Origin of the sequence: Natronomonas sp. (assembly GCF_036625485.1) — an archaeon.
In the GTDB taxonomy this organism is placed as follows: domain Archaea; phylum Halobacteriota; class Halobacteria; order Halobacteriales; family Haloarculaceae; genus Natronomonas.
The window spans coordinates 1-26,696 of record NZ_JAZKTR010000013.1; the positions used below are offsets into that span (position 1 = coordinate 1).

The window sequence follows — 26,696 nt, forward strand, 5'->3', positions numbered from 1 at the left end:
CGGAGTCAACGGTCAGTAGTAGCTCTCACAGTCGGCCACCATGACACACCGTTCGTTTCCGATTAGTCGCTCGCAGCCCCGTCACAACACGTCTCGAGGTCGGCGATCCGATCGATACCGCGATGAGCAAGCTCGAGCGTTTCCATCGCGACGGTTGCCCGGTCTGCAACGAGCGTCGGCCCGACCCACCGCACGGGAATCGCAGTACGGCAAATCCAGCCCGTAGCCGGCGTCCCTCGGTTGTCGAGCAGGCAAATCCGCACATCTTGCGGGGTGACCTTCCCGGCGAGCCAGTCGTGCAACCATGTCCAGAGGGCCTGGTCGTCTGTCACGCCGCGGCAGAGTTCGAGTTTCGGCGAGTCCGTCTCCCGCTGCTCGGGTGTACTCGCCGCCATCGAGGCGGCCACTGGACGGCAGTCATTCGTTGCCTCATCCGGCGCTGACCGCGAGGCGTTCTCCGCGGCAATGGTGACGTCTACCGAGAGCCCGCGGACCTCGGTGAATCCCAGCGCTGGCAGCGCTTTGCAGGAGACACAAAAGCGATTGGCACGGTAGGGATCACTGCCCCGAGCGCTCACGTCTCCTCTTGCTCCTTGTCACGCACTCGCTTTTGCTGTCGACTTTTGCCGACCAGCGAGTCGATTCCCTGGGGCACGCCCACTCCGCGTGGAAGCGTTCCGATTGCGACCTCCTCTACCCCACCAGTACGTTCGGAGTCCGCCTCGCTCTCCTCGTCGGACTGCTCGAAAGCGATTCGGCCAAAGCCCTCGTTCACGATGACGAGTCGTTCGATCGCGACCTCGTCCGCGACGGCGGACAGGCGAGGTCCTTCGTACTGGGACGGCCACGCCTCTCGAAACGTCCAGCGGGCTGCTGGATTCCCCGTCGCATCCAGCAAGACGACGGCGGCCGCCCGACGAGCCTCGTCCATCTTCCCCTGCTCAACGAGCGTCCGCCACTCGAACAGTTCGATCGAACTGTCGGTAATCCCCGTCTCCAGAATCAGTGGCCCGTACTGGTTCAGACCGGGAAGCTTCCGTGGTGTCGGGAGTTCGTTCCCCTCTCGGTACGTAATCACGCTCGACGAGGCGTTCGGAACCCGACAGTGGCTGAACCCTGCTTTGACGATGCCGTCGATTTCGAGGATGAAACGCATTTGCCGGTACGGATCTGCTCTCCCTGCCATGGTCAGGACCCACCTGAGTGGTGGTTGGCGGCTCTCTTTGCGGAATTACTAGAGATAGTCTGAAAAGACATCTGAGTTACACTCGCTGGGGGGTATGATGAATGTTTGCTCTGTGTGGCGTCTCACACTGGAATCGAACCGCGAGGCCGCGCGCTGGGCGGCCTCGCGTGCCAAACGTCGCTCGAAAACCCTTTAGCCGCGGACGGGCGAAAAGAGGGTAATGAGTGACCTCGACGAGGAATATCAGCTAGAGTATTTCCACGACGAGGGGTTCGTACGGAAGGAGTGTCCCTCGTGTGGGGCACACTTCTGGACCCGCGACGAGGATCGAGAACTGTGTGGGGAACCGCCGTGTGCCGACTACGAGTTCATCGGCGAACCGGGCTTCGACGAGGAGTTCTCGCTGGAGGAGATGCGCGAGGAGTTCCTCTCGTTCTTCGAGGAGCACGGCCACGAGCGCATCGACCCCTACCCGGTCGCCGCCAACCGCTGGCGCGACGATGTCCTGCTGACGCAGGCGTCGATCTACGACTTCCAGCCGCTGGTCACGTCGGGGCAGACCCCGCCGCCGGCGAACCCCCTGACGGTCAGCCAGCCCTGCATCCGGATGCAGGACATCGACAACGTGGGCAAGACGGGCCGCCACACGATGGCCTTCGAGATGATGGCCCACCACGCCTTCAATGCCCGCGAGGACCTCGAGGACCCCGACCAGTACGCCTATCAGGGCGAGGTCTACTGGAAGAACGAGACGGTCGAATACTGCGATACCCTGCTGGACGAGCTGGGCGCGGACATCGAGGACGTCACCTACATCGAGGACCCGTGGGTCGGCGGCGGCAACGCCGGGCCCGCCATCGAGGTCATCTACCGCGGCCTCGAACTCGCCACGCTGGTCTTCATGTGCATGGAGCAGGACCCCGAGGGCGAGTACGAACTCAAGGACGGCAACAGCTACTCCTACATGGACACGTACATCGTCGACACCGGCTACGGGCTGGAGCGATGGACGTGGATGTCCCAGGGGACGCCGACCGTCTACGAGGCGGTCTACCCCGAGATGATCGACTTCCTGAAGGACAACGCCGGTCTCGACTACACCGACGACGAACTCGCCCTCGTCAACCGCGCCGCACGGCTCTCGGGCCAACTCGACATCGACGACGTCGACGACGTGGAGGCCGCCCGTGACAACATCGCCGAGAAACTCGACGTCTCCACGAGCCGGCTCCGCGAACTCGTCGAACCGCTCGAGGACATCTACGCCATCGCCGACCACAGCCGGACGCTCGCGTACATGTTCGGCGACGGCATCGTCCCCTCGAACGTCGGGACTGGCTATCTCGCGCGGATGGTCCTCCGGCGGACCAAACGGCTCTGTGACAACGTCGGCGTCGACGCGCCGCTGGACGAACTCGTCGACATGCAGGCCGAACGCCTCGACTACGAGAACCGCGATACCATCCGCGATATCGTCCGCACCGAAGTCGAGAAGTACCGCGAGACGCTCGAACGCGGCGGTCGGCAGGTCGAACGCCTCGCCAGCGAATACGCCCAGAAGGGCGAGCCGATCCCCCTCGAAGAGGTGCTGGAACTCTACGACTCGCAGGGTATCCAGCCCGATATGGTCGAGGAGATCGCCGACGACCACGGCGCCGAGGTCGAGATTCCGGACGACTTCTACTCGCTCGTGGCGGCCCGTCACGGCGGCGAGGAGGCCTTCGAGGACGAAGAGGGGACCGTCGACGACGAAGACCGGATTGCCGACCTACCGGATACGGAGAAACTCTTCTACGAAGACCCCGAACGCACCGAGTTCGAGGCGGTCGTCCTCGACGTCGTCGAACGCGAGTCTGCCGACTCGGATGGAGAAGACGAGGACGACGAGACGGTCTACGACGTGGTCCTCGACCAGACGATGTTCTACCCCGAAGGCGGTGGCCAGCCGGCCGACGTCGGCACGCTCTCGTCGGACGACGCCACCGTCGAGGTCATCGACGTCCAGGAGGTCGACGGCGTCGTCCTCCACCGCACCGACGGCGACCCCGGCAAGGGCGAGTTCGTCCGCGGACAGATCGACGGCACCCGGCGCAAGCGCCTGATGCAGCACCACACCGCAACCCACATCATCGGGCACGCGGCCCGTGAGGTGCTCGGCGACCACGTCCGGCAGGCCGGCGCCCAGAAGGGCACCGAGTCCTCCCGGTTCGACATCCGCCACTACGAGCGCATCTCCCGCGAGGAGGTCAAACGCATCGAGCGCGTCGCCAACGAACTCGTCACGGACAACCTCTCGGTCAAACAGGAGTGGCCCCACCGACAGGAGGCCGAGGAGGAACACGGCTTCGACCTCTATCAGGGCGGTATCCCGCCGGGCGAACAGCTCCGACTCATCCACGTCGCCGAGGACGTCCAGGCCTGTGCCGGCACGCACGTCACCCGAACCGGTGACATCGGCACCATCAAGATCCTCTCGACGGAGCGCGTTCAGGACGGCGTCGAACGACTCGTCTTCGCGGCCGGCGACGCCGCCATCGAGGCGACCCAGCGGACCGAAGACGCCCTCTACGAGGCGGCCGACACCCTCGACGTCTCGCCGCAGGAGGTCCCCGACACCGCCGAGCGCTTCTTCGAGGAGTGGAAGGCCCGTGGCAAGCAGATCGAGGACCTCAAAGAGCAACTCGCCGAGGTGCGCGCCCAGGGCGGTGGCAGCGAGGGTGAGGAAGTCGAACTCGGCGGGACGACCGCGGTCGTCCAGCGCGTCGACGCCGATATGGACGAACTCCGGGCGACCGCCAACGCCCTCGTCGAGGAGGGCAAGGTCGCGGTCCTCGGCAGCGGGCGCGACGGCGCGACGTTCGTCGTCGCGGTTCCCGACGGCGTCGACCTCAACGCCGGTGCGGTCGTCAGCGAACTCGCCGCCAAGGTCGGCGGCGGCGGTGGCGGCCCACCGGACTTCGCACAGGGCGGCGGCCCCGAAACCGACAAACTCGACGACGCGCTCGAGGAGGCGCCGGACGTCCTTCGACAGCTCCGCGAAGCCTAACTTCGAGTAAGCACCTCCTTCGATAGCGGTACCAGATAGGTATCCGACCGTGAATACCGGCCGGGCGCGAACTACCCCCTGGTTATATGCGTTTTTCCGGCAAATATTGGTTCATGGCCGTCCCGTTTGTCGGTTCGATAGTCGCGTTTCTCGTCGCATTGCTCGTCGGTGGACTGGCGATATACATCAGCGCCAGGGTCGTCGCCGATGTCGATGACTATAGCCACGCGGTCATCACCGCCTTACTTGGGGCGATCGCGTGGGCGCTGACGTCGTGGATTCCGCTTATCGGGCTCGTAATCGCCCTCATCGCGTGGGTCTGGGTCATCAAATGGCGCTACCCGGGCGGCTGGGTCGACGCAGCGATTATCGGCGCCGTCGCATGGGTGTCGGCGCTGGTCATCCTCTACATCCTCAACGCCGTGTTGGATCTCGGCGTCGGCGCCTTCGGCGTCCCCGGGGTCTGACGGGCGGGAAGCACGTTTTAGGCGATTTATAAAACAGCTGAAGCTGGCGCTCCCGATGCGGTCGACGTACGAGTGCGTACCGACCGGAAGCGTCTCCGCCACTGCGCGGCGGTTCAGCGGCTCCGAGCTGAAAAAGGGAAGATTGGACAGGGGTGACGACAGCGAGAGCGGGCGATCAGGCGCTATTTGTCGTCTTCGCTCTCGCCGTGGCTTCTGAAGCCGAGGTCGTCCATCCGGTCTTCGAGTTGGCCGAAGCGGTCGGCCTGCTCTTCGAACTGCTCGGAGAGTTGTTGGAGTTGCTTCTCGAAGCGGTCGGCGAGTTCCTCGGCCTGTTCTTCGACTCGTTCCTGAGCCTCGTCAGTGCTCTCTTCGAGGTCCTCCTGGAGTTTCTCGAACTGCTCGGTGACGTCTTCGAGGGAATCGATGAGCCGGTCCTCGATGCCCTCGTTGAACTCCACGAGGACGTCGATCTGCTCGCCGAGGTTCTCGAGGGCGTCCTCGCTGAGTTCGTCGTAGCTCTCGCCGACGGCGTCGTACTCCTCGTCGACGGCGTCGAAGGCCTCCTGCTGCTGGTCTTTGAGGGTATCGAAGGTCTCGTCGACGGACTCTCGGAGGTCCTCGAGGGTCGCGGAGTCGCCGGAGACGGATTCGGCGGCGTCCAGCGACGTGTGGACCGACTCGCGGGTGAGTTCGAGCGCCCGTTCCTGTAGTTCCTGCTGGGTCTCGACGCCCGAATAGAGGCTGTCGCCGACGTCACGGGGGACCGAAAGCGCCGTCTCGAGGAGGTCTTCGGTCTGTTTGATGGTATTGCGTTGCAACTCGAACAGCGTGCTGAGTGGGGAGTCGTTGTCGCTCATGGTCTGGCTGGATGGCGTCGCCGTTTCGTAGCGTGCCCGTTCGATATATCGGCGGCAAGAGCTTTAACTCTTCCCGCGAAAAACCATTCTGTGTCTTTCAATGTATTCTACTGGTTTGGGGGTGTTCTGCAAGCGGGCGCTGGGGTGTCGGGCAGGCGGTCGATATCGCCCGCATCCACGGTCCCGTGGCAGGCGGCCGCACGCTTGAAAGGCTTAAAGTTACGGACCCGAGATACCGAACTGTGAAACCGAGCGTGGCGCCGGTATCCGGCTTCAGTCGGCGGGATTCGCGGGAAGCGACGCCCCTTGCGGTACCGAGCGCCGCGGACGACCGTTCGAGAGACAACGTATGACCGGAGTACTCCCCCCGTTGCCCTACGGCCTCCAGTGGCGGCTGGTGCTCATCCCGCTCATCACGGGCGTCATCGGTTACGGCACCAACTGGGTCGCCATCCGGTTGCTGTTCTATCCGACGGAGTTCGTCGGCTTCCGGATGCCGGGGCTGAAACAGTTCACTCCGGCGCTGCCGCGCAAACTCAAGCAGATCCCCGGCGTCATCGAGGGGCGAATCGGCTGGCAGGGGATCATCCCCTCCCGGTCGGCGCGGATGGGCACCATCGCCGCCGAGAAGGGCATCGCGAAGATCGCAACCGAACGGGAGTTCTATCAGGCGTTCGACCCCGAGCGCATCGCCCGCCACATCGTCACCGACTCCGAAGACGAGATCCGGGAACTCACCGAGGAGGTCCTCAAGGAGGAACACCCTGAACTGTGGCACAACACGCCGGAGGCGGTCCGAGAGGTGGTTCACGCGCGCGTGCAGTCGAAACTGCCGGCCATCGCCGAGAAGATCACCGAGCGCATCGGCGACAACATCGACGAACTGCTGGATATCAACCAGATGGTCACCAACCACCTCGACGACAACCCCGAACTCCTCAATCGCCTCTTCCTCGAGGTGGGCGAACACGAACTCAAGTTCATCATCAACTCCGGCTTCCTGTTGGGGACGATACTCGGCGCGTTCTCGGTTCCCCTCTTCCTCTATATCGACCAGTGGTGGGTGCTGCCCGTCTGTGGCGTCGCCGTCGGCTATCTGACCAACTGGATCGCCCTCAAGATCATCTTCCTGCCCATCAGAGAGCGGAAGATCGGCCCCTTCAGTCTGCAGGGGCTCTTTATCAAGCGACAGGACGAAGTCGCCGAGGAATACGCGGATCTCGTCTCCGGAGAGGTCATCACCATCGCCAACGTCGCCCACAACCTCATGTACGGCACCCAGTCGGACCGAACCCGGCGGATGATCCGTGAGGCCATCCGTCCGGAGGTCGACCGCGCGGTCGGCGTGGCCGGACCGTTTATCCGTATCACGACCGGAAGCGACGGGTACGAACGCATCCGCGAATCGTTCGCCAGCGAGAGCGTCGAACGGACCATCGAACCGCTCCAGGACCCCGCGTTCAACGAGGAACGAAGCGAGGCCATCAAGGAACTCATGACCGACCGCATCCGCAACCTCTCCTCGCCGGATTTCGTCGGCCTGCTGCGGCCGGCCTTTGTCGAGGACGAATGGATGCTCGTCCTGCTGGGGGCCGTCCTCGGCTTCATCGCCGGCTGGCTCCAGCTACTGGTGGTGACCGCGGTATGAGCGATGGCCGCCGCGAGGACGATACCGGGGACGCCGACCTCCCGCCGGACGACGATACCGAGCGAGGCGAGGAGCCGCCGGGCTACGGTGTCGACGACCCGCCGGTCGACGTCCCCGACGAAGAACCGCCGGACCTGCCGCCCGCCGAGATCGACCGGACCTTCGACCTCCTCGAAGAGGCGGTCGTCGACGAGGAACTCGAAGGGCGCCAACTCGACCGTCTGCTGTCGGTACTGGAGTCGGCGGTCGCCGTCCCCTCGGAGACCAATCCCGAGGCCATCGCCGAACTGTTGTCGCTTCTGGAGGGTGCCATCGTCGAACCCGACGACATCGACCGGGGGAACGTCGGAGGGCTACTGTCGGTGCTGGAAGGCGCCATCGCGAGTACGACGGCCGCCTCGGAACGGACCCTCGGCGACATCTTCGACGTGGTCGGGACGAGCATCACCGACCCCAGCAGTATCGACGCCGAGGACGTCGAGCGGTTCCGGACGGGCCTGGAGGATGCCATCGTCGAGATCACCGACCCCGACGGGTCCGGCATCGACCGACTGTTCCCCGTTCCGGGGCTGACCGGCGTCGACCCCGAGGACATCGAGGACGACGCCACGCTCGATATGTTCCGGATGGCCCGCATCGGCGCGGCGATGACCCAGCAGGCGACGGGCTATTCGGTCGAATCGGGCGTCCGGACGGGGACACGGATGGCGTATGCGGCCTCGACGTCGGAGTCGCCCGCCGAACTGCTCACCGAGATGCGCGCCATCGCGCTGGACGAACTCCAGCGGGCGGGTATCGACGTCGGCGAGGAACGGGTCGACTGGCTGGAGGCCCACCAGGAGCGGACCGGCGACCGGCGGCCCGTCACCCGCGAATCGTTGCGGAAACGGGGCTCGGAGTTGCTGTCGAAATCCGCGGAGATCGGTCGCGACGAGACGCTCCATCCCGCCTTCTCGTCGATTCTCGACCAGTTAGCCGCCGACGAGGCACGCATCCTCCGGCTGTTCGGCACCGAGGGGCGACAGCCCTCGGTAGACATCCGCGATAAGGGGTACATCCCGTTCAAATCGACGCTGATCGCCGAGAACCTCACACGGGTCGGAAGCGATGCCGGGTGCCGCCATCCCGACCGGACGCCCATCTACCTCCAGAACCTCGAACGACTGGGCCTCATCATCTTCTCGGACGAACCGGTCGAGAACCTCAAGGAGTATCAGGTACTCGAAGCCCAGCCACACATCGAGGCCGCCCGCGAGGAGGCCAAACGGCCGAAACCCGTCTACGGGAGCATCCACCTCACCGACTTCGGCATCGACTTCTGCGAGGTGTGTCTCCCCTTCGAGGTCAACGTCGATTACCGGGAGACGAAGCTACGGAAAGAGACCGATAACTGACCGGTGGGGTGCCGTAGAACGAGTCACGCGGTATCGATTTCACTCCTTGACGGATGGTCGCTCGGACGGCCGTGCGAACCTGACTCTCTCGGTTCGGTGTTTCCAGGCAGGGAATAGCGGTCGCTCCTCGGTGTTAGAACGACGGGGTAGGTCAGCCAGCGGCAACTACACGTGGAAACCACGCGAATTGAAAGGTGGCTGACTGACCGTGCCGTCTACCTCAACTTTCCGCTACCCATGTAAAACCCCTCCGGTACCGACCGGGTGCGTGTCGGGGAACGAAGAACGGGTATGAGAACCGTCGTATGACTCGTTCTCGGGTCGTCGTTTAAAACGAAACCTGTTCGCGACCGCTCTCGCCGATGCAGGGCGCGTCGCGGTCCGAGTAGTTCTGTCGGCCGATAGCGTCGCTGGAGACGGCGGAGTAGGCGCCGAGACGGGCCTCCTCGGCGTCGGCGAAGGTGGTGTTGCCGAGACATTCGAGGGCATCGCCGAACGTCTCGGTTCCGTTGGGCGTTTCGAGTTCGAGGTCACCGTACTCGTCGACCAGTTCCTCGGCCGTAGCGGGATACGAGTGGGCATCGATGGCGTCCTCGACGTTGGTGAGCAGTCGCATGTCTCTACCCAGCCAGTAGTCCTTCATGAATGTTTGCTATAAACGACCTACCCCAATATGGGGACATCTAGGCTCCTTATACGCGACCCGGCGCGAAACGCCGGGGCTTTGACGGTGCGGCGGCGAGTACGGGCATGGTCGTAGCGGACCTGCACGTACATACGACGAACTCCGATGGCGAACTCACGCTGTCGAGGCTGCCCGCGGCCGCCGAACGGGCCGGCGTCTCGGCGGTTGCGGTGACCGACCACGACCGTATCCACCCGGAGTTGCCGACGCCGGTGGTGATCCTCGACGGCGTGACCGTCATCCACGGCATCGAATTGCGGGTCGAAACCGACACCGAGCGCGTCGACCTGCTCGGCTACGGCGTCACGCCGACCGACGAACTCGAAGCACTCGTCGAGGGACTCCAGCGGAACCGCATCGAGCGCGGCCGGCGGATCATCGAGAACGTCGAGGCCCGCCTCGGCGTCGAGTTGCCCGTCGAGCCGCGCGAGGGCCTCGGCCGGCCCCATATCGCTCGCGCCATCGACGAGGCCTCCGAGTACAGTTACGAGGAGGCCTTCGACGAACTCATCGGCGACGACGGCCCCTGTTTCGTCGCCCGCGACATCCCCTCCTTCGAGGAGGGCCTCTCGGTCCTTCAGGAGGCCTGCGGCCTCGTCTCGCTGGCCCATCCCTTCCGCTACGAGGACCCCGAGGCGGCCCTCGAACTCTGTGCGGACCTCGATGCCGTCGAGGCCCACTACGCATACGGCCGGGAGGTCGACCGTCGCCCCATCGAACGTGCCATCGAGGCCTACGACCTGCTCGTAACCGGCGGTAGCGACGCCCACGACGACGAACTCGGGAAGGCCGGGCTGGACCGCTCGGACTACCGCCGGTTCCGAGCCGCCTTGTAGCCGCGGCCGCGTCGCGTCGTCGCCGGGAACGCTGGGTTGAAACCCGTTGACGTCGTACCCTCTTTCATGCAGTGTCACTACTGCGACGACGAGGCCGCCGTCGCCGTCGAGAAGGACCACCTCAAGGTCGGCCTCTGTGAACAGCACCTCCGCGAACGGATGGAGGAGCTTTCTGATTCCGAGGTCCTCGAGGACTTCGAGTCGCAGATCGACGACGCGCTCGGCGAATAGACCCATCGACTTCTGTCGATTGTTCGTGCTGCCAGCGGCCGCACCGCCGGAAGCCCCTTTTCGCCCGCCCGCTATCTCCCGCCATGCGCGTGTCCGTCATCGGCGGGTCCAGCATCGAGGGGGAAACCTACGCAACTGCTCAGGAGGTCGGCCGCCTCCTCGGCGAACGCGGCCACACCGTCGTCTGCGGCGGTCTGGGCGGAACGATGGAGGCCGTCTGTAAGGGCGCACGAGAGGAAGGAGCGGAAACCATCGGCATCCTTCCCACCGAGCGCCGCGGCGACGCCAACGAGTGGGTCACGACGCCCATCGCGACGGGACTGGGCAACGCTCGCAACGTGATGGTCGTCCTCAACGGCGACGCCGCCATCGCCATCGACGGCGCCGCGGGCACGCTCTCGGAGTTGGGTCACGCGCTGGATTTCCATCGGCCGGTCGCGGGGCTGGATACCCACGATATCGCCCTCGATGGGTTCGAGGCCGTCGACACGCCGGAAGACGCAGTCGATTACGTCGAATCGGCGCGAACCCAGTAGTAGACCGCCGCAAGCAGGTTCGGGACCGCCAGCCACCGCACCCGGCGAACCGTCTCCTCGCTGGGTTCGAACTCCGCGCGGAGGCCTTCGGTGTACCACGTCTCGACGCTTTCGAGCAGCAGTCGGGGTGTGAAGGCGTGCGCGAGGGCGCTGGCGAGCGCGCCGACGGCCAACAGTCGCCGCTTGGTCGACTGGTCCATACCGTCGGTAGGGGCGCCACGATAAGAGCAATCGCGGTTCCGGGACGCATTGCCGCCACTCAGGCGCCGACCCGGACCAACCCGTCCGGGGCGGCCGCGTCGTCGACCAGTCGGAACCGCCAGCCGTCGCCGTCGCGTTCGGCCCCACGGATGGCGGGCGTCCCCTCGGGGTTCCGGCGGAAGTATTCCACCGCGAAGGGCAGCGTTGGCAGGGTCTCACCGTCTGCGAGTTCGTATCCGTCGACGGTCACCTGCCACGCGCTCCCGTCGCGACGACACTCGTAGTCCTCGATGAGCGTCAGCCGTGCGAACCGGTCCAGCGTCCCCGAAAGCGGGTCCAGCGCGGCGGCCGTGTCCGACAGTCGTTTGCTCGCGGCCCGCAGTACGGTCGCCTGCTTGTCGGTCGTTAACATGGCTAACTCCGCGGACATGCAGTCGAGCAACAGCAAGCAGAGCCGGTCCCTGTCGGCGACGTGTTCGGCGGCCTCCAGATACGCGTCGATGACGGCGTTCTCGATCTCGGGGTAGCCGTGGGCCGACAGTGTCTCGAAGACGGCGCCGGCAACCTCGTGGCAGAAGTCGACGAGGTCCGCGGGCGGCGAGAGGTAGAGGTCCTCGCAGACGACGAAATCCCGTGGCGGCAGGCGCTCGTCCCACCGGCGCAGTTCCGACCGGTAGGCCGCGGCGGCGTCGGCGGCCTCCGCGGCCGTCTTTCTGGTCGCAAAGCGGAGGCCATCGGCCGGGAACGGCCGCTCGCCCGTGCGTGCACAGACGAGATAATATCGCCCGTTCGGGTCCGAGAGGGACTCCAGATGACGCCGGATGTCCGCCAGCGCGTTCCCGGTCATGGTTCGCTATCGGTCGGACCGGTCAGCACGTGTCGACGACCTCCTCGTCGAGATACGCCCGAATCGTCTCGTCGTCGACGGCTTCGAGCAGGCGCTCGTCGTCGACGGATTCCAGAACCGCCTCGGTATCTAGCTGCTCGGCCAGCGCCCGTTGTCCCGCTTCGGTTCGGGCGGCGATCTCCTCGGAGTCGATGTAGGTCCCGAGCGCGGCGTCGATGTAGGCCCGTCGGACCCGCCGGTAGCGGTCGGTGTCGGCGGCGACCGGCGCGTCGTCGGCGAAGCGGTCGTCGAACCACTCGCGCCAGCGGTTGCGGTCCGACCACTGCTCGTCGCGTTCGGCCTCCCGGCGGACCCAGTCGACGTGGTCGGCGACCTCGGGCCACCACCCGTCCTCGACCCGGTCGTCGGCCAACACTGCTCGGCCGACGCGGGCGCCGTGGCCTGCCGCGATGATCGCCTGGTCGTCGGCCGACCCGAGCGGTCCGGCGATGTAGAGGCCATCGACGGGCGTTCGGCCGTCCGCGTCGGGGTAGGTCCCGTCGAGCATCTCTCGGGTTTCCCCGTCGTACTCGACGGTCTCGAACATCGCCGCCTCGTCGTCGAGGCCGCGGAGATACTCGCTGTCGTACTTCGTCGCGGCGACGACGAAGCGGGCCGTCACCGCGTCGCCCTCCTGTGGCTGGACGCGAAAGCCGTCGTCCTCGCGGTCGACCGATTCGATGAGGTCTGGAACCCGTTCCGCGCCCGCCCGGTCGACGTGGTCGGCCAGCAGGTCACAGAACGTCCCGATGTCGACGCCGGCGGGAAATCCGGGGTAGTTTTCGAGGTAGCCGCACCGCCGAATCGAGGAACTCCCGCGGTCGAAGACGACGGTATCGAGCCCGCCACGGGCACAGAACACGGCGGCAGAACTTCCGGCCGGTCCACCGCCGACGACCACGACGTCGTGGTCGTACGCGTCGGTCGCGTCGTCCCTGCTTCGGGCGGACGTCTCGTCTCCCATGAAATTTAGGCGAGCCTAAAACAACATAGTGGCTTCGGTTTCGGTACCGGTGGGTGTCGCTATCGACGGGTAGCGAACGGCGAGAACGAAAGATCGGGGTGGGTGGTCAGTCGCTCTGGATGCGCGGCGCGAGCATGTAGGTGACGTGGCCGTCGCCTTCGGCGAAGTCGAAGTGCATCTTGACGGGGAACTCCTCGCCGAGTTCCATCGTCACCTCGGCGTCCTTCGGGATCGCCTTGTTCATGTCCTTGAGGTAGTCAAGCGAGAATAGCGAGCGAGCCTCGCCAGCGGTGAGGTCGATGAGGTCCTCCCGGCCGAGTTCGAGGTGGACGTCGTCGGTGTCGCCCTCGGCCTCGACGTAGAACTCCTCGTCGTCGGGGTTGACGCCCAGGGCGATGTGGTCCGAGACCATGTCCGCGGCGGTGACCGCTCGGTCGATGTCCTTGCCCTCGATGACGATCTCCGAGGAGAGGTCGAGGTCCGGGAGGTCCGGTTCCTGTCGGATGGAGTCGGGGTCGATAAGCGCCAGCGTGTACTCCAGGCCGTCGATCTGGATGTGGAGTTTGCGGGTCTCCTCGTCCAGTTCGAGATGGACCAACTGGTCGGAGTCGGCCATCCCGACGATGTCTTCGAGCCGGTCGAGGTTGACGCCGATGACGCCGCCGTCCGTCTCGTAGGATTCGAACGCCGTTTCGGAGAGTTCGAGGTCGACCATGCCCACGTTGGCGGGGTCGACCGCGCGAATCGTGAGGCCCTCCTCGTCGAGGCGGATCTTACACTCGTCTACGAGCACGCTCACGGAGTCCAGCGCCGCCCCGAGCGTGTCCGCGCTCACGATAGCCTTGAACATATACGACCACCTTCTGCGCGCCCCCTAAAAAACGTGCGTGATTCGCGCGCGCGAATGAAGAACTAATACTGCAAAACGCGCCATCGACTCCCCGTCGCTGGTGGTGAACCGCGTTGTAGTATTGTGGATTTTGGGAAATACTTTTGCGGACCGTGGCCGAACCATTAGATATGGACGATACGTTCGTCGTGATCGGGGGCGACGCAGCGGGAATGAGTGCCGCGAGCAAGGCGAAACGGGAGAACCCGGAGATGGATATCATCGTCTTCGAGAAGGGCGAGTGGGTGTCCTATGCGGCCTGTGGGATGCCCTACTACGTGAAAGGTGAAGTCGAGGATATCGACGACCTGGTCACCATCACGCCCGAAGAGTTCCGCGAGAAGCGTGACATCGACCTGCGGACGGGCCACGAGGTCGTCGACATCGACCCCGAGGGCGAAACCGTCACCGTCGACGACGGGACCGAGACGTTCGAACAGCCCTACGACCACCTGCTGGTGGCGACCGGGGCAACCGCGATCGAACCCCCGTTCGACGGGATGGACCTCGACGGCGTGTTCACCATCCACGACATGGACGAGGCCGACGCCATCGAGACGTTCGTCGACGAGCGCTCGCCCGAGACGGCGGCCATCGTCGGGGGCGGCTACGTCGGCATCGAGATGGCCGAGGCGCTGGACGAACACGGCATCGACGTCCACATGTACGAGATGCTGCCACACGTCCTCCAGCCGTTCGGGGAGACGGTAGCCGAAACCGTCGAGGAACACCTGCGCGAGCAGGGCATCGGACTCCACCTCGAGACCGCGGTCTCCGGTTTCGCCGGCGACGGCACCGTCGAGCGCGTCCACCTCGAAGACGACTCCCAGTCGGCCGACATCGTCATCGTCGGCGTCGGCGTCGCCCCGAACGCCGACCTCGCGGCCGAGGCCGGCATCGAACGCGGGCCGACCGACGCCATCGCGACCGACGAGTACGGCCGCACGAACTACGAGAACGTCTACGCCGCGGGCGACTGTGCCGAGGCCCGCCACGTCGTGACCGGCGAACCGGACCACGTCCCGCTGGCGCTGACGGCCAACCGCGCCGGCCGCGCCATCGGGGAGACGGTCACCGGGTCGCCGACGCCCGTGGGCGATATCGCGGGCACGGCCATCGTGAAGGCCTTCGACCTCGGTGCCGCCCGGACCGGCATCATCGACGAGGAACGCGCCCGCGAGGCCGGCTTCGACCCCGTCTCGGTCACCATCTCGGCGTCCTCTCGGGCCCACTACTACCCCGGTGGCTCGGAGTTGACCGTCACACTCGTCGCCGACCGGGACTCCGAGCGCGTACTCGGGGCCAGCCTCGTCGGCGAGGAGGGCGTCAAGCGTATCGACACCGTCGCGACGGCGCTCAACGCGGAGATGACCGTCACGGAACTACAGAACACCGACCTCGCGTACGCGCCGCCGTTCAGCCCGGTCTGGGACCCGATCCTCACGGCCGCGAAGGTCCTCGGCGGGAAACTCGACTAAGAGCGACAGAGCAGCCTCTTTTGGACATTCTCTCCTACTGTGGAATCGATGCTCGATTCAGTGTTGTGCAGTATTCACAATATTAAAAACACTTATGTCCGCTCGACGGGATGGTACTGGTAGAGCGATGTCACGCGTCCCCGAGATCACGCCCGAGGAACTGCACGAGTACATCGAGGCGGGCGAGTCGGTCACGGTTATCGACGTGCGCCAACCGCACGAGTACGAGAAGTGGCACATCGACGGGGCAAGCGTCGAAACGATCAACGTTCCCGACCGGAAACTGACCCAGTCGAACCCCGAGGACGTGTTGGCGGACGTTCCGACGGAGACGGTCGTGACCGTCTGTGGGACCGGCAAGATCAGTCGTGAGTCGGCGCGTCACCTCCGCCGAACCGACGTCGACGTGCGGAACCTCGCCGGCGGGATGGAAGCGTGGGCCGACCTCTCGGTGTACACCGAGGTGCCGACGGACGCCGAGGCGACGGTCCTGCAGTTCCGCCGTCCGTCGAGCGGGTGTCTGGCGTATCTCGTCGTCTCCGGCGACGAGGCGGCGGTCGTCGACCCCCTGCTGGCCTTCGCCCGGGAGTACGTCGACGTCGCGGCCGCCTACGGGAGCGACCTGACCTACGCCATCGACACGCACGTCCACGCCGACCACATCAGTGGCGTCCGGGCCCTCGGCGAACACACCGACGCGACTGCAGTCGTCCCCGCGGCAGCACTCGACCGCGGGGTCGAATACGATATCGAGTACGAGACGATAACGGACGGCAAGACGCTCGCCGTCGGCGACAGTACGATCGAGGCGATTCACACGCCGGGCCACACCTCGGGGATGACTGCCTACTACCTCGACGAGTCCGTCCTGTTCACCGGCGACGGCCTTTTCGTCGAGAGCGTGGCCCGGCCGGACCTGGAGGCCGGCGACGAGGGCGCACCGGCGGCCGCACGCCAACTGCACCGGTCCCTACAGGAGCGGGTGCTCTCCCTGCCGGAATCCACGCTGGTCGCGCCGGGGCATCGAAGCGAGGGGACCGAACCGGCGACCGACGGGAGCTACACGGCCACGCTGGAGTCCATCGTCGAGGAGATGGACGCCCTGTCGATGTCCGCCGACGAGTTCGTCGAGGCCGTCCTCGCCGATATGCCACCGCGCCCGGCAAACCACAGCCAGATCATCGCGACGAACCTCGGCCAGCGTGACATGCCGCGACAGCGCGCCCTGCAACTGGAGCGGGGGCCGAACAACTGTGCGGCGACGGCCGATGCGATGACTGACTGAGGCTCGATTTTATAAGAAGGGCTTACTCTGCAACCGCCCAGAACCGGAGGTTCCGCGGCACCAGCGCCATCAGGTCGGGTTGGGTGCTTTCGAGGGGGTCGTCGTCGTACTCCTCGGGGTCGTCGCTCCCGGGTTCGAGCAGTCGCTTGATGTCGAACCCGCTTTCGACCACCGTGTTATGCAGTTCGCCGACCGTCCGGTCGAAGACGACCATCTCCGCGTCGTACTCGTCCTTGATGGTGATCTCCCGCCGGTTCGGCGCGTGATAGCTCCGTTCGAGTTCCTTCTCGGTCGGGTCGAAGAGTTCGTAGAACGGATGCGGCAGATCGAAGACGAGCACGCCCTCGTCTCGAAGCACCCGGTGGGCCTCCGCGAGCGCGCCGTCGAGGTCTTCGACCATCTGATAGACCCATCCCGAAAAGGCGACGTCGAAGGCGTCGTCGGCGAAGGGGAGGTCCGTGACGCCCCCAGCGACGAACTGCGCGTCGACGCCGTAGAGGTCCCGGAGCTTCCGGGCGTGGGCGAGTTGCTCGCCGGAGAAATCCACGCCGACGGCGGTGTCGGCGCCTTCAATCGCCGTTCCGACGCTGGCCTGACCGCCGCCACAGCCCAGCTCGACGAAATCCACGCCCTCGACCGTAGGCAGGATGTCGGGGTGGCTTGCGCCCGGCGCGTCCTCGGTGAAGGGACACGGCGCCGGCGGCAGTTCCCCGTCGGCGGTGTCGGCGTTCCACAGCGCCTGAAAGTCGTCGCTCCACTCGTCCCAGAGCCGTCGGTTCTCGTTTCGGGAATCGTCCATGGAGGGTCTCTCCAGCGGGTTCGACGGCGGGGATAATCAACGGTTGGGGTCCGAAAGCTGATCGGTCGATGTAGGCTATTCCCCGATCTATGGATGAGGCGCTTTGGGATGGCCGTTTCAGCAGAAACAGCGTTTAGTCGGTCGACTGCTCGTCGTCGCCGTCTATGAGGATGGTACCGTCTCCTGCAATCTGTACGGTGTGACTCGGGAGTTCGAATTGAAGCATCCAGGACTCGCTGTCATGGTCGTCCAGATGCTGGATAGCCTCCGTAGAGATGTGGTCTTCAAGGAAGAGATCCAGCTCATCTGGCTCTTTGTCCTCGGCCATCGCAATCGCCTCGATAAGTGTAAGTAGAAACGTCATACTTGGTGTGTCAATGAATCACAAGACGAAAATCGTTTGGGTGTCTCTACTGGAATCGGTACTACCGACCGGTCGACTGGCACACTCGTTTGAACGGCTGAATCACACCTGCTGACGAAATCAAATATGAAGACCGACACCGCTCGATAGCCCCGAATCCCTACTCCAGCAACAGCAGTTCGGGGTTCTCCAGATACTCCTTGACGGTGTTGGTGAACTGGGCTGCCTCGGCGCCGTCGATGACGCGGTGGTCGATGGACAGCGATAGCGTCATGACCTTCCGCGGGACGACTTCGCCGTCGACCACGCGGGGTCGGTCCTTGATGGCGCCCAGTCCGAGAATCGCCGTCTCGGGGTAGTTGATGATGGGCGTGGCGTACTCGCCGCCGATGGCGCCGAAGTTCGTGATGGAGAAGGTCCCGCCCTGCATCTCCTCGCGAGCGATAGAGCGGTCCCGGGCCTTCTCGATGAGGTCCCGCATCTCGTCGGCGATATCGAGCATGCCCTTCCGGTCGGCGTGCTTGATGACGGGGACCATCAGGCCGGCGTCGGTCGCCGTCGCCACGCCGATGTTGTACTCGCCCCTGAGGACGATCTCCTCGTTGTCCTCGTCGAGTTGGGAGTTGAGGGCCGGGTACTCCTTGAGGCTCGCGACGATGGCCTTCACGACGAACGGCATGTAGGTGAGTTTCGTATCGCGGGCCTCGGCTTTCTCCTTGAGTCGGCCGCGGGTCTCGACGAGTCGGGTCACGTCCACGTCGTCGTGGTGGGTGACGTGCGGCGCGGTGTACTTCGACCGCTCCATCTGCTTGCCGATGGTCTTGCGGATGCCGCGGTAGGGGATGCGCTCGTCCTCGCCGGCGGGCGCTTCGGCCTCCGTCCCGGCCGAAACGGCCTCGGCGTCGGCCGCCTGTGCCTGCTGTTGCGCCTTGGCGTATTCGCGAACCTGCTCTTCGGTGACGAACGGTTCGCCGTCCTTCGTCTGCTCGGTCGGAACGGAATCGAGGTCGACGCCCTCCTCCTCGGCGAGTTTGCGGGTCGACGGTGCGGCGAGCGTCCGCTCTCGGTCGGCGCTTTCGACCGATGCGGGCGCCGCGGTACCGGCGGCCTCCGTCCCGTCGGTCTCGGCCGCCAGTCCGGCCTCGCCCTCGTCGTCGGTGATCTTCCGGGTCGCGGATTTGACCGCGGAATCGGCGTCACTGGCGGCCGCCTCCTCGTCGGCTTCATCGCCGGCGGTCGATCCGGCGGCTTCGCGGACGTCGGTTTCGGTCACCCGGCCGCCGGGGCCGGAGCCCTCGACGGCTTCGATGTGCACGCCGAGTTCGCGGGCGAGGCGTCGGGCGGAGGGTGCGGCGAAGACGCGGCCGCTGGTCGCTTCGACGTCATCCGGTTCGGCGGGTTCGCCGTCGGCTGCCGCTTTCTCGTCGGGTTCGGCCGGTTCCGCTTCTGCTTCCGTTTCCGCGTCGGGTTCCGGGGCCTCGCCTTCCACGTCGAAGGTGATGATGACGGTACCGACGGGGACCATCTCGCCTTCCTCGGCGAGGATCTCTCGAACGGTGCCGTTGACCGGGGCGGGCACTTCGACGACCGCCTTGTCAGTCTCGACCTCGGCGACCGGTTGGTCCTCGGAGACCGTATCGCCGGGTTCGACGAGCCAGTTGACGATCTCCGCCTCGGTGAGTCCTTCGCCGACGTCGGGGAGTTTGAATTCGCGTACCATGTTAGGCGTCGTAGGTTTCTCGGATCGCGTCTTCGATGCGGGTGTTCTCCGGCATGTAGTAGTCCTCCAGCGCGTACAGCGGGTAGGGAACGTCGAAGCCCGTCACGCGCTGTATCGGCGCCTCTTGATAGTAGAGGGCGTCCTCCTGAATCGTCGCGGTGAGTTCGCCCGCGAGGCCGCCCGTCTTGGGAGCCTCGTGAACGATGACTGCGCGCCCCGTCTTCTTGAAGGATTCGAGGACCGTCGCCTCGTCGAGCGGCGAGAGGGTCCGCAGGTCGACGACTTCGACGTCGATGCCGTCCTCCGCCACGTTCTCGGCCGCCTCGATGGACGGTCGAGTCATCGCCCCCCACGTGAACAGCGAGACGTCGGAGCCCTCCGTCCGGACCGCGGCCTCGCCCAGCTCGACGGTGTAGGGGTCGTCCGGCACCTCCTCGCGGAAGGCCCGGTAGATGAGTTTGGGTTCGAGGAAGACGACCGGGTCGGGGTCACGAATCGACGCCGCGAGCAGGCCCTTGGCGTCGTAGGGCGTCGAGGGGATGGCGACCTTCAGGCCCGCCTCGTGGGCGTAGAAGGCCTCCTTCGATTCGGAGTGGTGTTCCGGCGCGCGGATGCCGCCGCCGTAGGGCGCGCGGAGCACCATCGGGAGCGTGAACCGCCCCCGGGAGCGGTTGCGGAACCGCGCCATGTGGCTGACGATCTGGTCGAAGCCGGGGTACATGAAGCCGGAGAACTGGATCTCCGGAACCGGCTTCATGCCGTAGGCGGCCATGCCGACGGCGGTGCCGATGATGCCGGATTCCGCAAGCGGCGTGTCGATGACGCGCTGTTCGCCGAACTCGTCGTAGAGGCCTTCGGTCGCGCGGAAGACGCCGCCGTTCTTGCCGACGTCCTCGCCCATAACGACGACGTCGTCGTCCCGTTCCATCTCGCCTTTCATGCCGTCCCGTACCGCCTGGACGAGTGTGAGGTTCTGTGAACTCATTCTAACAGCTCCTCGTCGCCGTGTCGCTCACGCAGTTGTTCGAGGTACTCGCGCTGTTCTTCGAGCTGGGGCGGCATCTCCTCGTAGACGTGTTCGAACATCTCCGAGGGGTCGGGTCGCTCGGTCGCCTCGGCGATGTCGATGGCCTCGGCCACCTCGTCTTCGACCTGTTGGCCGATGGTCTCGACGCGCTCGTCGTCGAGGATGCCCTGCTCCCGGAGGTACGCCTCCAGCCGCGGAATCGGGTCCTTGGCCTTCCAGCGTTCGACCTCCTCGTCGTCCCGATACACCGAGGGGTCGTCCGCGGTGGTGTGGGCGCCGAAGCGGTACTGGACCGCCTCGATCATCGTCGGCCGGGTCGCGTGGCCGGGCGCGTCGTCGCCCGCCTGTTGTGGGTTCTTGGCCTTCTCGAGGGCTTCCTTCGTCACCTTGTAGACGGCGAGCGGGTCCATCCCGTCGACCTGCACGCCCTCGAAGCCGTAGGCGTGGGCCTTCTGGGCCAGCGTCGCCGAGGCGGACTGTCGTTCGCGGGGCACCGAGATCGCCCACTGGTTGTTGTTACAGAAGAAGACCGTCGGCGTATCGAAGACGCCGGCGAAGTTGAGGCCTTCGTGGAAATCGCCCTCGCTGGTGGCGCCGTCGCCGAAATAACAGAGGAAGGCTTCGTCGTCGTTGCCCTTCATCTTCGAGGCCCAGGCCGCACCGGTGGCGTGGGGAATCTGCGAGGCGATGGGCACCGCCACGGGGAAGATGCGCAGGCCTTCGAGTTTGTTCCCGCGCTCGTCGCCCATCCAGTAGCGGAGCGTCTCGTCGAGTTCGAGGCCGCGGACGTAGGCGGCGCCGTGTTCGCGATAGCTCGGCACCATCCAGTCCTGTGGCTCCAGCGCGGCGGCACTGCCGACCTGGGCGCCTTCCTGTCCCGACAGCGGCGGGTACGTTCCCATCCGCCCCTGTCGTTGCAGGCTGACGGCCCGCTGGTCGAAGTGACGCGCCAGTCGCATCTGCCGATACATCTCGATGAGGGTGTCGTCGTCGAGGTCCGGTACCTCGGCGCCGTCGACGACACGACCGTCCTCGTCGAGGACCCGCACTCGGTCCTGCGGGTCACGCTGCAGTATACTCATAGGTCCCTCCGTCGCATAGAGGGAATGTCCGAGGCCGACGGCATAGTGTTTACGTAAATTTTGCCACGTTTGAATGTAGGCTGGAATACTGGATGCTTGACTTATATAGAACGTAGTACTGGACGAACCGTCAGAATACGGTGTTTTAAAAGGACGGGATTCGAAATATGAGTATTCTGACGATTCCGCGGGGATACCGACTGTCGGCGAATCGGTCCCGTCCGGAGACCCGCTGCCGCATCGAGGTGTTGTCGGCCCGTTCTTCGCTACTGCGACTCAGGCACCTCCGAATTTCGGTGGGCGAACGGGACGCTACCCACTCACCACGCTCGTTGCGTTGTCGTCCGAAAATCCGGTCTCGTAGAACCTCTCAAACGGTGAGACGTTTCCGCAGTCGTGCTGAATACAGAGCGCGTATCCAGCGGGGAGTCACTCCTCGGCCAGCAGTTTGCTGATGGCGCTGGCTGCGTCTTCGAAGGCGTTGACATCCATACTGTCCGCGGTAAAGAGGACACCTGCATCACCCTGAAGGATTCGGATGACGAACCCGTCTTCGTGGAACCGGACCGTGAATTCATACGGTCCGATATCCGGCCCGCCTTCCATATGGGCGATGGCCGTCCGGACCGGCATCTCCCCGAACCCGGTACGTTCAAACTCGACAAGTTGTGACTTGGCCTCTCTGGCCGTGTCGCCCGAACCGTAGAGACCTTGCCGACGGTACAGGATGTCGAACGACGATGGGGTGAAATACACCACGGCCCGGAGCGTATCCCCGAGGCTCGTTCGTGCAGCGCTTATGATACTGTCGGCCAGTTCCTCACTGAGATCGGTTTCGAATGCCATTTCATCCACCGTCATACTTAGGTGTGGAACCGTATCAAACGTTTCGACAGAATCGCTGGTGGCCGGTTACCAGTAGCTGGCTGAAAAACGGGCCAAGGGGCATGGGTAATGGGGGATTCCTGTCGCACAAACCGCTGCACCCATCCCCCTATTCAGCACGTCGTTTTTATCACCTGATCCGGGTTTCGAGACGGGAGATAAACCTCCGATTCGGGGACCCACGAGAGCCCCTGGCTTTCTCGAACGACCGAGGGGGGCTTCGCCCCACGACAAGGCGAGTCAAATCCGCCGTTCGATCGGTTACGTAGCCTCGCGCTGCTCGACCACGCTGCTCGCCGGTCGCTCCTCCCGTTCGGTCATTCGGCAGCGGACGCCGCCGCTCGTGCTTCGTCGATGCTCTTCCCGTCCCGCAGCAGCGCCTCCACGAAGAACTCGCCGGCCTTGAACGACGACCGGACCATCGGCCCGGAGGCACAGTAGAGGAAGTCGAACTCCTCTTCGGCCACCTGCTTCCAGACGTCGAAGGCGTCAGGGTGGACGTACTCGAAGACCTCCAGATGCGACCGCGAGGGCTGGAGGTACTGGCCGAAGGTGACGATATCCACGTCGATTTCCCGCAGATCCGACAGCGTCTGATAGATCTCGTGGTCGTACTCGCCGACGCCGAGCATGAGACTCGTCTTGGTGTAGATGTCCGATTCCTCGTCGACCTGCTTCAGCACCGACAGCGACTGCTCGTAGTCGGCCCGGCGGTCCCGGACCGGCCACTGCAGGCGCTCGACGGTCTCGACGTTGTGGGCGATGACGTCCGGCCCGGCCTCGATGATCTTCCGGACGTCCTCGGGGTCGCCCTGGAAGTCGGGAATCAGCGTCTCGACGAGGATGGAGGAATCGAGGCGTTTGATCTCCCGAATCGTCTCGGCGAAGTGGGCCGCGCCGCCGTCCGTGAGGTCGTCGCGGTCGACGCTCGTGAGAACGACGTAGTCGAGGCCGATCTCGGCGACGGCCTCGGCGACGTTTCGGGGCTCCTCGGGGTCCAGCGGCTCCATCCCGCCGGTTTCGACGTCACAGAAGTTACAGCCGCGGGAACAGCGGTCGCCCATCAGCATGAACGTCGCCGTCCCGGGGCCGTTGCGTCCGCTCCAGCAGTCACCGAGGTTCGGGCAGTTGGCCTCCTCACAGACGGTATGGAGGTCCCGCTCCCGGAGGCTCTCCTTGATCTCGGCGAACCGCTCGCCGCTTGGGGGCCGCGTCTTGAGCCACTCTGGCTTGCGGCGCCGGCTGCTCATACCCTACAGTTCGGCTCCGCCGCCAAAAGCATGCGGTTGTCGAACGCCTCTATTTCGTTCCGGAAAACGTTTATATTTTCCAGAATATCAGATGTTAAATGGGCCGACTGGACATCTCCTCCGAGGAGATCACCGGCGGGCCGGTCGCGGCGACACTGGTGGCGCTCGCGGTTCCGCTGGTCGCCCAGAACCTCGTCCACGTCTGCAACCAGCTGGTCGATACCTTCTGGCTCGGCCGCGTCGGTGAGGCCGAGGTGGCCGCGGTCGGTATCAACTTCCCGCTTATCGCCACCATGTTCGGGTTCGTAGCGGCCGGCGCCATCGGGACCCAGATTCTCGTCGCCCAGCGGGTCGGCGCCGACGACGAACCTGGCGCCCGCCGTGTCGCATTCAATGGCTTTCTGCTGTCGGCGGTCATCGGCGCGCTGTTGCTCGGGGTCGTCGCCTTCGCCGGGGAGACGGTACTGTCGCTGCTGGGCGCCGGCCCGACGGTAGCGCCCCTGGCGGCGAGTTACCTCCTCGTGTACGCTGCCTTCTTCCCGCTGGGCGCCGGCAGCGACGCCCTCGAATACAGCTTCATCGGCTGGGGAGATACCCGGGCGGCCCTCTACATCAACGTGGCCAACGTGGCCACGAACATCGTACTCGACCCGTTCTTCATCCTCGGTGTCGGCCCCTTCCCGGCACTCGGCGTTCGCGGTGCGGCGCTGGCGACTGGACTCGGCTTCACGGTCGGATTGCTAGCCGCCGTCGTGCTCGCGGTCGGCCCCCGCGAGACCTTCTCGCTGGGGCGGTCGGACCTCCTGCTCTCGGTCCGGGACCTCCGAGAACTGCTCGACGTGGGCGGCCCCGTCGCCGGCCAGCAGTTGGCCGGCCAGTCCGCACGCGTGGGCATCATCAGCGTCGTCGCAGTCGTCGGCGGGGCGGCCGGTCTCGCGGCCTACACGGTCGGCGCCCGCATCGCCACGGTCGCGTTCGTTCCAGCCTCGGGATTCGGCAGCGCCGCCCAGAGCATGGTCGGCCAGAACCTCGGCGCAGACCGCCCGGACCGCGCCGACGAGACGGTCCTGACTGGCATCCGTATCGCGGGCGGCGGCCTGCTATTCGTCGGCGGTCTCCAGTGGTTCGCGCCGGGCCTGTTGGCGAGCGTTTTCGTCCCTACGCTCACCGAACGGGGGCTGGCACTGACCATCGACTACCTCGAGATCCTCGCGTACGGCTACTGGGCGATGGGCGTCTCGGCGGTCCTGCTGGCCGCCTTCAACGGCGCCTCGCGCACGCGGACCGGGTTCATCGTCGACCTCTTGAAATACTGGGGACTCCGGGTCCCCGCCGCGATCGCTGCGCTCCCGGCCGGCGCCGTCGTCGTCGGCGACGTGGCCTTCGGCGGCTTCGGCCTCGGGGTCCACGCCGTCTTCTGGGCGGTCACCGGTTCGAACGTCCTCGCTGCGGTCGCTCTCGGCGGCTACTATCTCTCCTGTCGCGATCGGATGTTCGATAACGCCGCGGCAGCGGCCGCTGAAGCCGCTGGTGACGGCCGACCCACTGACGGGACTGGAGCCGCGACCGACGATGACGACGATTAGTGGACCCGCCGTCTCACCATCACCGATTTATATTCAACTGTTATAGGTCGACGTATGACGGGAACGCGCAGACCGGCTCCGACCGAGAAGCCGGTCGTACTCACGATAGCGGGCAGCGACTCGGGCGGCGGCGCCGGGATTCAGGCCGACCTCAAGACCATCGAGGCGACCGGCGGCTTCGGCACGTCGGCCGTCACCGCCGTTACCGCCCAGAACACGACGGGCGTCGCATCCAGCCACGTCCTTCCCATCGAGGAACTGGAAGCCCAAATCGATGCCGTCCTCTCGGATTTCGACGTGCGGGCGGCCAAGACGGGGATGCTCGCGACGGCCGAGGTGGTCGAGACGGTGGCCGACTACGCCGCTGACTTCGAGTTTCCGCTGGTGGTCGACCCGGTGATGGTCGCCGCGACGGGCGACCGCCTTCTGACCGAGGCCGCCGAGGAAGCCTACGAGGACCTCATCGCCGAGGCGACGCTGGTGACGCCGAACGCCGACGAGGCGGCGGTCCTGACCGACGTGGAACCGGAGGATGAGGCCGGCGCTCGCCTCGCCGGCCAGCGGGTATTGACGATGGGCGCCGACGCCGCGCTGGTGAAGGGTGGCCACATCCCCGGCGACGAGGTCCTCGACGTGCTGGTGACCGAGGAGACCATCGAGACGGCCCGCCATCCCCGCGTCGACACCGACGCGACCCACGGGTCGGGATGTACGCTCTCGGCGGCCATCGCGACCCGACTGGCCCGTGGCGAACCCCTCGTCGACGCCGTCGGCCGGAGCGTCGACTTCATGGAGCGGGCCGTCCGCTACCATCACGACGTGGGCCGGGGTCCGGGTGCGGTCCACCACCTCGTCGACCTGCGGAACGACGCGGCCCGCGATGAGACTGCCGAGCGCGTCACCGACATCGTCGAGTGGTTCGTCGAGGAGAACGTCCGCCCGCTGGTGCCGGAGGTGGGGATGAACGTCGTCGGCGCGACACCCTACGCCGAAGACCCCGGGGACGCCGCCGCAGTGGAGGGCCGGATCACGAAGACCATCGACGGTATCGCGCCGAACCGTGGCGTCCGGTTCGGAGCCTCCAGCCACGTCGCTAGATTCCTCCTGGGCGCCCGCGAGTACCACCCCGGATTCCGCTTTGCCGTCAATTGCCGGTTCGACGAGGATGTCGAATCAGCCCTCTCGTCGCTCGGCTGGTCGGTAGCCGAATACGACCGCAGCGAGGAACCGGACGGTGCCGACGGGACGATGGACTGGGCCGCGCGCGATGTCTTCGAGGCGGGGTCGAGACCACCCGTTGCGGTCATCGACCGGGGCGCAACCGGTAAGGAGGCTATAACGAAACTCCTCGCTGTGGACGGCCGAACGGTCGCCGAACGGGTCGTCGAACTCCG

26 protein-coding genes are annotated in these 26,696 nt (G+C 65.4%); 11 read left to right on the forward strand and 15 right to left on the reverse strand.

The genetic code is table 11. From position 1 onward, the window contains the following. Positions 1-62 precede the first annotated feature (62 nt). Together V5A53_RS14530 and V5A53_RS02640 are read right to left on the reverse strand one after the other, a co-directional pair. Entirely contained in the window at positions 63-578 is a 516-nt protein-coding gene (locus V5A53_RS14530) for a phage tail protein (RefSeq protein ID WP_442928668.1), read from the reverse strand. Next, positions 575-1,186: a phage tail protein gene (locus V5A53_RS02640; RefSeq protein ID WP_332312013.1), complete on the reverse strand. Its 612-nt coding sequence runs from the start codon at positions 1,184-1,186 to the stop codon at positions 575-577. The genes V5A53_RS14530 and V5A53_RS02640 overlap by 4 nt, the downstream gene beginning before the upstream one ends. Before the next feature lie 220 nt (positions 1,187-1,406). Here V5A53_RS02640 and alaS point away from each other — a divergent pair, with 220 nt between their 5' ends. Together alaS and V5A53_RS02650 are read left to right on the forward strand one after the other, a co-directional pair. Then, the gene (gene alaS, locus V5A53_RS02645; protein WP_332312014.1) at positions 1,407-4,232 is read left to right on the forward strand and encodes an alanine--tRNA ligase; all 2,826 of its coding nucleotides are present in this window, start codon (positions 1,407-1,409) and stop codon (positions 4,230-4,232) included. Between the two features lie 113 nt (positions 4,233-4,345). Further along, complete coding sequence (locus V5A53_RS02650; RefSeq protein ID WP_332312015.1) at positions 4,346-4,699, forward strand: hypothetical protein; 354 nt, start codon at positions 4,346-4,348, stop codon at positions 4,697-4,699. 182 nt (positions 4,700-4,881) lie between these two features. On the opposite strand, the gene V5A53_RS02655 is transcribed toward V5A53_RS02650, so the two are convergent. Beyond that, complete coding sequence (locus tag V5A53_RS02655; protein WP_332312016.1) at positions 4,882-5,556, reverse strand: hypothetical protein; 675 nt, start codon at positions 5,554-5,556, stop codon at positions 4,882-4,884. A gap of 349 nt (positions 5,557-5,905) precedes the next feature. Between V5A53_RS02655 and V5A53_RS02660 the strand changes: the two genes are divergently transcribed. Continuing rightward, complete coding sequence (locus tag V5A53_RS02660) at positions 5,906-7,204, forward strand: DUF445 domain-containing protein (protein WP_332312017.1); 1,299 nt, start codon at positions 5,906-5,908, stop codon at positions 7,202-7,204. Continuing rightward, positions 7,201-8,598: a DUF4393 domain-containing protein gene (locus tag V5A53_RS02665; protein WP_332312018.1), complete on the forward strand. Its 1,398-nt coding sequence runs from the start codon at positions 7,201-7,203 to the stop codon at positions 8,596-8,598. The genes V5A53_RS02660 and V5A53_RS02665 overlap by 4 nt, the downstream gene beginning before the upstream one ends. A gap of 328 nt (positions 8,599-8,926) precedes the next feature. Here the strand turns inward: V5A53_RS02665 and V5A53_RS02670 are convergent, their stop codons facing one another. Continuing rightward, positions 8,927-9,214, reverse strand: coding sequence for a DUF5789 family protein (locus V5A53_RS02670; protein ID WP_332312019.1), 288 nt, complete (start codon positions 9,212-9,214; stop codon positions 8,927-8,929). A gap of 134 nt (positions 9,215-9,348) precedes the next feature. On the opposite strand from V5A53_RS02670, the gene V5A53_RS02675 reads away from it, so the two are divergent. The 3 genes from V5A53_RS02675 (at position 9,349) to V5A53_RS02685 (ending at position 10,886) form a co-directional block, all read left to right on the forward strand. After that, complete coding sequence (locus tag V5A53_RS02675) at positions 9,349-10,119, forward strand: PHP domain-containing protein (protein WP_332312020.1); 771 nt, start codon at positions 9,349-9,351, stop codon at positions 10,117-10,119. A gap of 66 nt (positions 10,120-10,185) precedes the next feature. Next, positions 10,186-10,350, forward strand: coding sequence for a DUF6757 family protein (locus V5A53_RS02680; RefSeq protein ID WP_332312021.1), 165 nt, complete (start codon positions 10,186-10,188; stop codon positions 10,348-10,350). Between the two features lie 83 nt (positions 10,351-10,433). Further along, entirely contained in the window at positions 10,434-10,886 is a 453-nt protein-coding gene (locus V5A53_RS02685; RefSeq protein WP_332312022.1) for a TIGR00725 family protein, read from the forward strand. Here the strand turns inward: V5A53_RS02685 and V5A53_RS02690 are convergent. The 4 genes from V5A53_RS02690 to V5A53_RS02705 all read right to left on the reverse strand — a co-directional run bounded on the left by V5A53_RS02690 (position 10,859) and on the right by V5A53_RS02705 (position 13,787). Further along, the gene (locus tag V5A53_RS02690) at positions 10,859-11,086 is read right to left on the reverse strand and encodes a hypothetical protein (RefSeq protein WP_332312023.1); all 228 of its coding nucleotides are present in this window, start codon (positions 11,084-11,086) and stop codon (positions 10,859-10,861) included. The two genes, V5A53_RS02685 and V5A53_RS02690, sit on opposite strands and share 28 nt — an antisense overlap. A gap of 59 nt (positions 11,087-11,145) precedes the next feature. Next, on the reverse strand, positions 11,146-11,934 hold the full coding sequence (locus V5A53_RS02695; RefSeq protein ID WP_332312024.1) for a DUF7551 domain-containing protein: 789 nt from the start codon (positions 11,932-11,934) through the stop codon (positions 11,146-11,148). 22 nt (positions 11,935-11,956) lie between these two features. Further along, positions 11,957-12,937: an FAD-dependent oxidoreductase gene (locus tag V5A53_RS02700; RefSeq protein WP_332312025.1), complete on the reverse strand. Its 981-nt coding sequence runs from the start codon at positions 12,935-12,937 to the stop codon at positions 11,957-11,959. Positions 12,938-13,043: 106 nt separating this feature from the next. Continuing rightward, complete coding sequence (locus V5A53_RS02705; protein ID WP_332312026.1) at positions 13,044-13,787, reverse strand: DNA polymerase sliding clamp; 744 nt, start codon at positions 13,785-13,787, stop codon at positions 13,044-13,046. 170 nt (positions 13,788-13,957) lie between these two features. On the opposite strand from V5A53_RS02705, the gene V5A53_RS02710 reads away from it, so the two are divergent. Further along, positions 13,958-15,304, forward strand: a complete 1,347-nt coding sequence (locus V5A53_RS02710; protein WP_332312027.1) for an FAD-dependent oxidoreductase — start codon at positions 13,958-13,960, stop codon at positions 15,302-15,304. A 127-nt stretch (positions 15,305-15,431) separates the two neighbouring features. Continuing rightward, positions 15,432-16,589, forward strand: a complete 1,158-nt coding sequence (locus V5A53_RS02715; RefSeq protein WP_332312028.1) for an MBL fold metallo-hydrolase — start codon at positions 15,432-15,434, stop codon at positions 16,587-16,589. Positions 16,590-16,611: 22 nt separating this feature from the next. On the opposite strand, the gene V5A53_RS02720 is transcribed toward V5A53_RS02715, so the two are convergent. The 7 genes from V5A53_RS02720 to lipA all read right to left on the reverse strand — a co-directional run bounded on the left by V5A53_RS02720 (position 16,612) and on the right by lipA (position 23,716). Continuing rightward, a complete protein-coding gene (locus V5A53_RS02720) occupies positions 16,612-17,388 on the reverse strand; it encodes a class I SAM-dependent methyltransferase (protein ID WP_332312029.1) in 777 nt (258 codons plus the stop codon). A 133-nt stretch (positions 17,389-17,521) separates the two neighbouring features. Further along, entirely contained in the window at positions 17,522-17,752 is a 231-nt protein-coding gene (locus V5A53_RS02725) for a HalOD1 output domain-containing protein (protein ID WP_332312030.1), read from the reverse strand. 160 nt (positions 17,753-17,912) lie between these two features. Then, positions 17,913-19,472 (reverse strand): dihydrolipoamide acetyltransferase family protein, encoded by a 1,560-nt coding sequence (locus V5A53_RS02730; RefSeq protein WP_332312031.1) that lies wholly within the window; start codon positions 19,470-19,472, stop codon positions 17,913-17,915. A gap of 1 nt (position 19,473) precedes the next feature. Beyond that, entirely contained in the window at positions 19,474-20,457 is a 984-nt protein-coding gene (locus V5A53_RS02735) for an alpha-ketoacid dehydrogenase subunit beta (protein ID WP_332312032.1), read from the reverse strand. Then, a complete protein-coding gene (gene pdhA, locus V5A53_RS02740; protein ID WP_332312033.1) occupies positions 20,454-21,581 on the reverse strand; it encodes a pyruvate dehydrogenase (acetyl-transferring) E1 component subunit alpha in 1,128 nt (375 codons plus the stop codon). The genes V5A53_RS02735 and pdhA overlap by 4 nt, the downstream gene beginning before the upstream one ends. Positions 21,582-22,010: 429 nt before the next feature. Further along, the gene (locus tag V5A53_RS02745) at positions 22,011-22,427 is read right to left on the reverse strand and encodes a DUF7522 family protein (protein WP_332312034.1); all 417 of its coding nucleotides are present in this window, start codon (positions 22,425-22,427) and stop codon (positions 22,011-22,013) included. A gap of 356 nt (positions 22,428-22,783) precedes the next feature. After that, on the reverse strand, positions 22,784-23,716 hold the full coding sequence (gene lipA / locus V5A53_RS02750; protein ID WP_332312035.1) for a lipoyl synthase: 933 nt from the start codon (positions 23,714-23,716) through the stop codon (positions 22,784-22,786). A 98-nt stretch (positions 23,717-23,814) separates the two neighbouring features. Here lipA and V5A53_RS02755 point away from each other — a divergent pair, with 98 nt between their 5' ends. Continuing rightward, entirely contained in the window at positions 23,815-25,302 is a 1,488-nt protein-coding gene (locus V5A53_RS02755) for an MATE family efflux transporter (protein WP_332312036.1), read from the forward strand. Between the two features lie 54 nt (positions 25,303-25,356). After that, a partial coding sequence (gene thiD, locus V5A53_RS02760; protein ID WP_332312037.1) for a bifunctional hydroxymethylpyrimidine kinase/phosphomethylpyrimidine kinase occupies positions 25,357-26,696 on the forward strand: 1,340 nt, incomplete at its 3' end.

Coding starts and splice junctions, on each gene's coding strand:
- V5A53_RS02755 (WP_332312036.1), top strand. CDS start 23,815: ATGGGCCGACTGGACATCTCCTCCGAGGAGATCACCGGCGGGCCGGTC.
- lipA (WP_332312035.1), bottom strand. CDS start 23,716: ATGAGCAGCCGGCGCCGCAAGCCAGAGTGGCTCAAGACGCGGCCCCCA.
- V5A53_RS02715 (WP_332312028.1), top strand. CDS start 15,432: ATGTCACGCGTCCCCGAGATCACGCCCGAGGAACTGCACGAGTACATC.
- V5A53_RS02650 (WP_332312015.1), top strand. CDS start 4,346: ATGGCCGTCCCGTTTGTCGGTTCGATAGTCGCGTTTCTCGTCGCATTG.
- V5A53_RS02685 (WP_332312022.1), top strand. CDS start 10,434: ATGCGCGTGTCCGTCATCGGCGGGTCCAGCATCGAGGGGGAAACCTAC.
- V5A53_RS02725 (WP_332312030.1), bottom strand. CDS start 17,752: ATGACGTTTCTACTTACACTTATCGAGGCGATTGCGATGGCCGAGGAC.
- pdhA (WP_332312033.1), bottom strand. CDS start 21,581: ATGAGTATACTGCAGCGTGACCCGCAGGACCGAGTGCGGGTCCTCGAC.
- V5A53_RS02735 (WP_332312032.1), bottom strand. CDS start 20,457: ATGAGTTCACAGAACCTCACACTCGTCCAGGCGGTACGGGACGGCATG.
- V5A53_RS02660 (WP_332312017.1), top strand. CDS start 5,906: ATGACCGGAGTACTCCCCCCGTTGCCCTACGGCCTCCAGTGGCGGCTG.
- V5A53_RS02700 (WP_332312025.1), bottom strand. CDS start 12,937: ATGGGAGACGAGACGTCCGCCCGAAGCAGGGACGACGCGACCGACGCG.
- V5A53_RS02690 (WP_332312023.1), bottom strand. CDS start 11,086: ATGGACCAGTCGACCAAGCGGCGACTGTTGGCCGTCGGCGCGCTCGCC.
- V5A53_RS02655 (WP_332312016.1), bottom strand. CDS start 5,556: ATGAGCGACAACGACTCCCCACTCAGCACGCTGTTCGAGTTGCAACGC.
- V5A53_RS02720 (WP_332312029.1), bottom strand. CDS start 17,388: ATGGACGATTCCCGAAACGAGAACCGACGGCTCTGGGACGAGTGGAGC.
- V5A53_RS02745 (WP_332312034.1), bottom strand. CDS start 22,427: ATGGCATTCGAAACCGATCTCAGTGAGGAACTGGCCGACAGTATCATA.
- V5A53_RS02695 (WP_332312024.1), bottom strand. CDS start 11,934: ATGACCGGGAACGCGCTGGCGGACATCCGGCGTCATCTGGAGTCCCTC.
- V5A53_RS02665 (WP_332312018.1), top strand. CDS start 7,201: ATGAGCGATGGCCGCCGCGAGGACGATACCGGGGACGCCGACCTCCCG.
- V5A53_RS02680 (WP_332312021.1), top strand. CDS start 10,186: ATGCAGTGTCACTACTGCGACGACGAGGCCGCCGTCGCCGTCGAGAAG.
- alaS (WP_332312014.1), top strand. CDS start 1,407: ATGAGTGACCTCGACGAGGAATATCAGCTAGAGTATTTCCACGACGAG.
- V5A53_RS02730 (WP_332312031.1), bottom strand. CDS start 19,472: ATGGTACGCGAATTCAAACTCCCCGACGTCGGCGAAGGACTCACCGAG.
- V5A53_RS02670 (WP_332312019.1), bottom strand. CDS start 9,214: ATGCGACTGCTCACCAACGTCGAGGACGCCATCGATGCCCACTCGTAT.
- V5A53_RS02710 (WP_332312027.1), top strand. CDS start 13,958: ATGGACGATACGTTCGTCGTGATCGGGGGCGACGCAGCGGGAATGAGT.
- V5A53_RS02705 (WP_332312026.1), bottom strand. CDS start 13,787: ATGTTCAAGGCTATCGTGAGCGCGGACACGCTCGGGGCGGCGCTGGAC.
- V5A53_RS02640 (WP_332312013.1), bottom strand. CDS start 1,186: ATGGCAGGGAGAGCAGATCCGTACCGGCAAATGCGTTTCATCCTCGAA.
- V5A53_RS02675 (WP_332312020.1), top strand. CDS start 9,349: ATGGTCGTAGCGGACCTGCACGTACATACGACGAACTCCGATGGCGAA.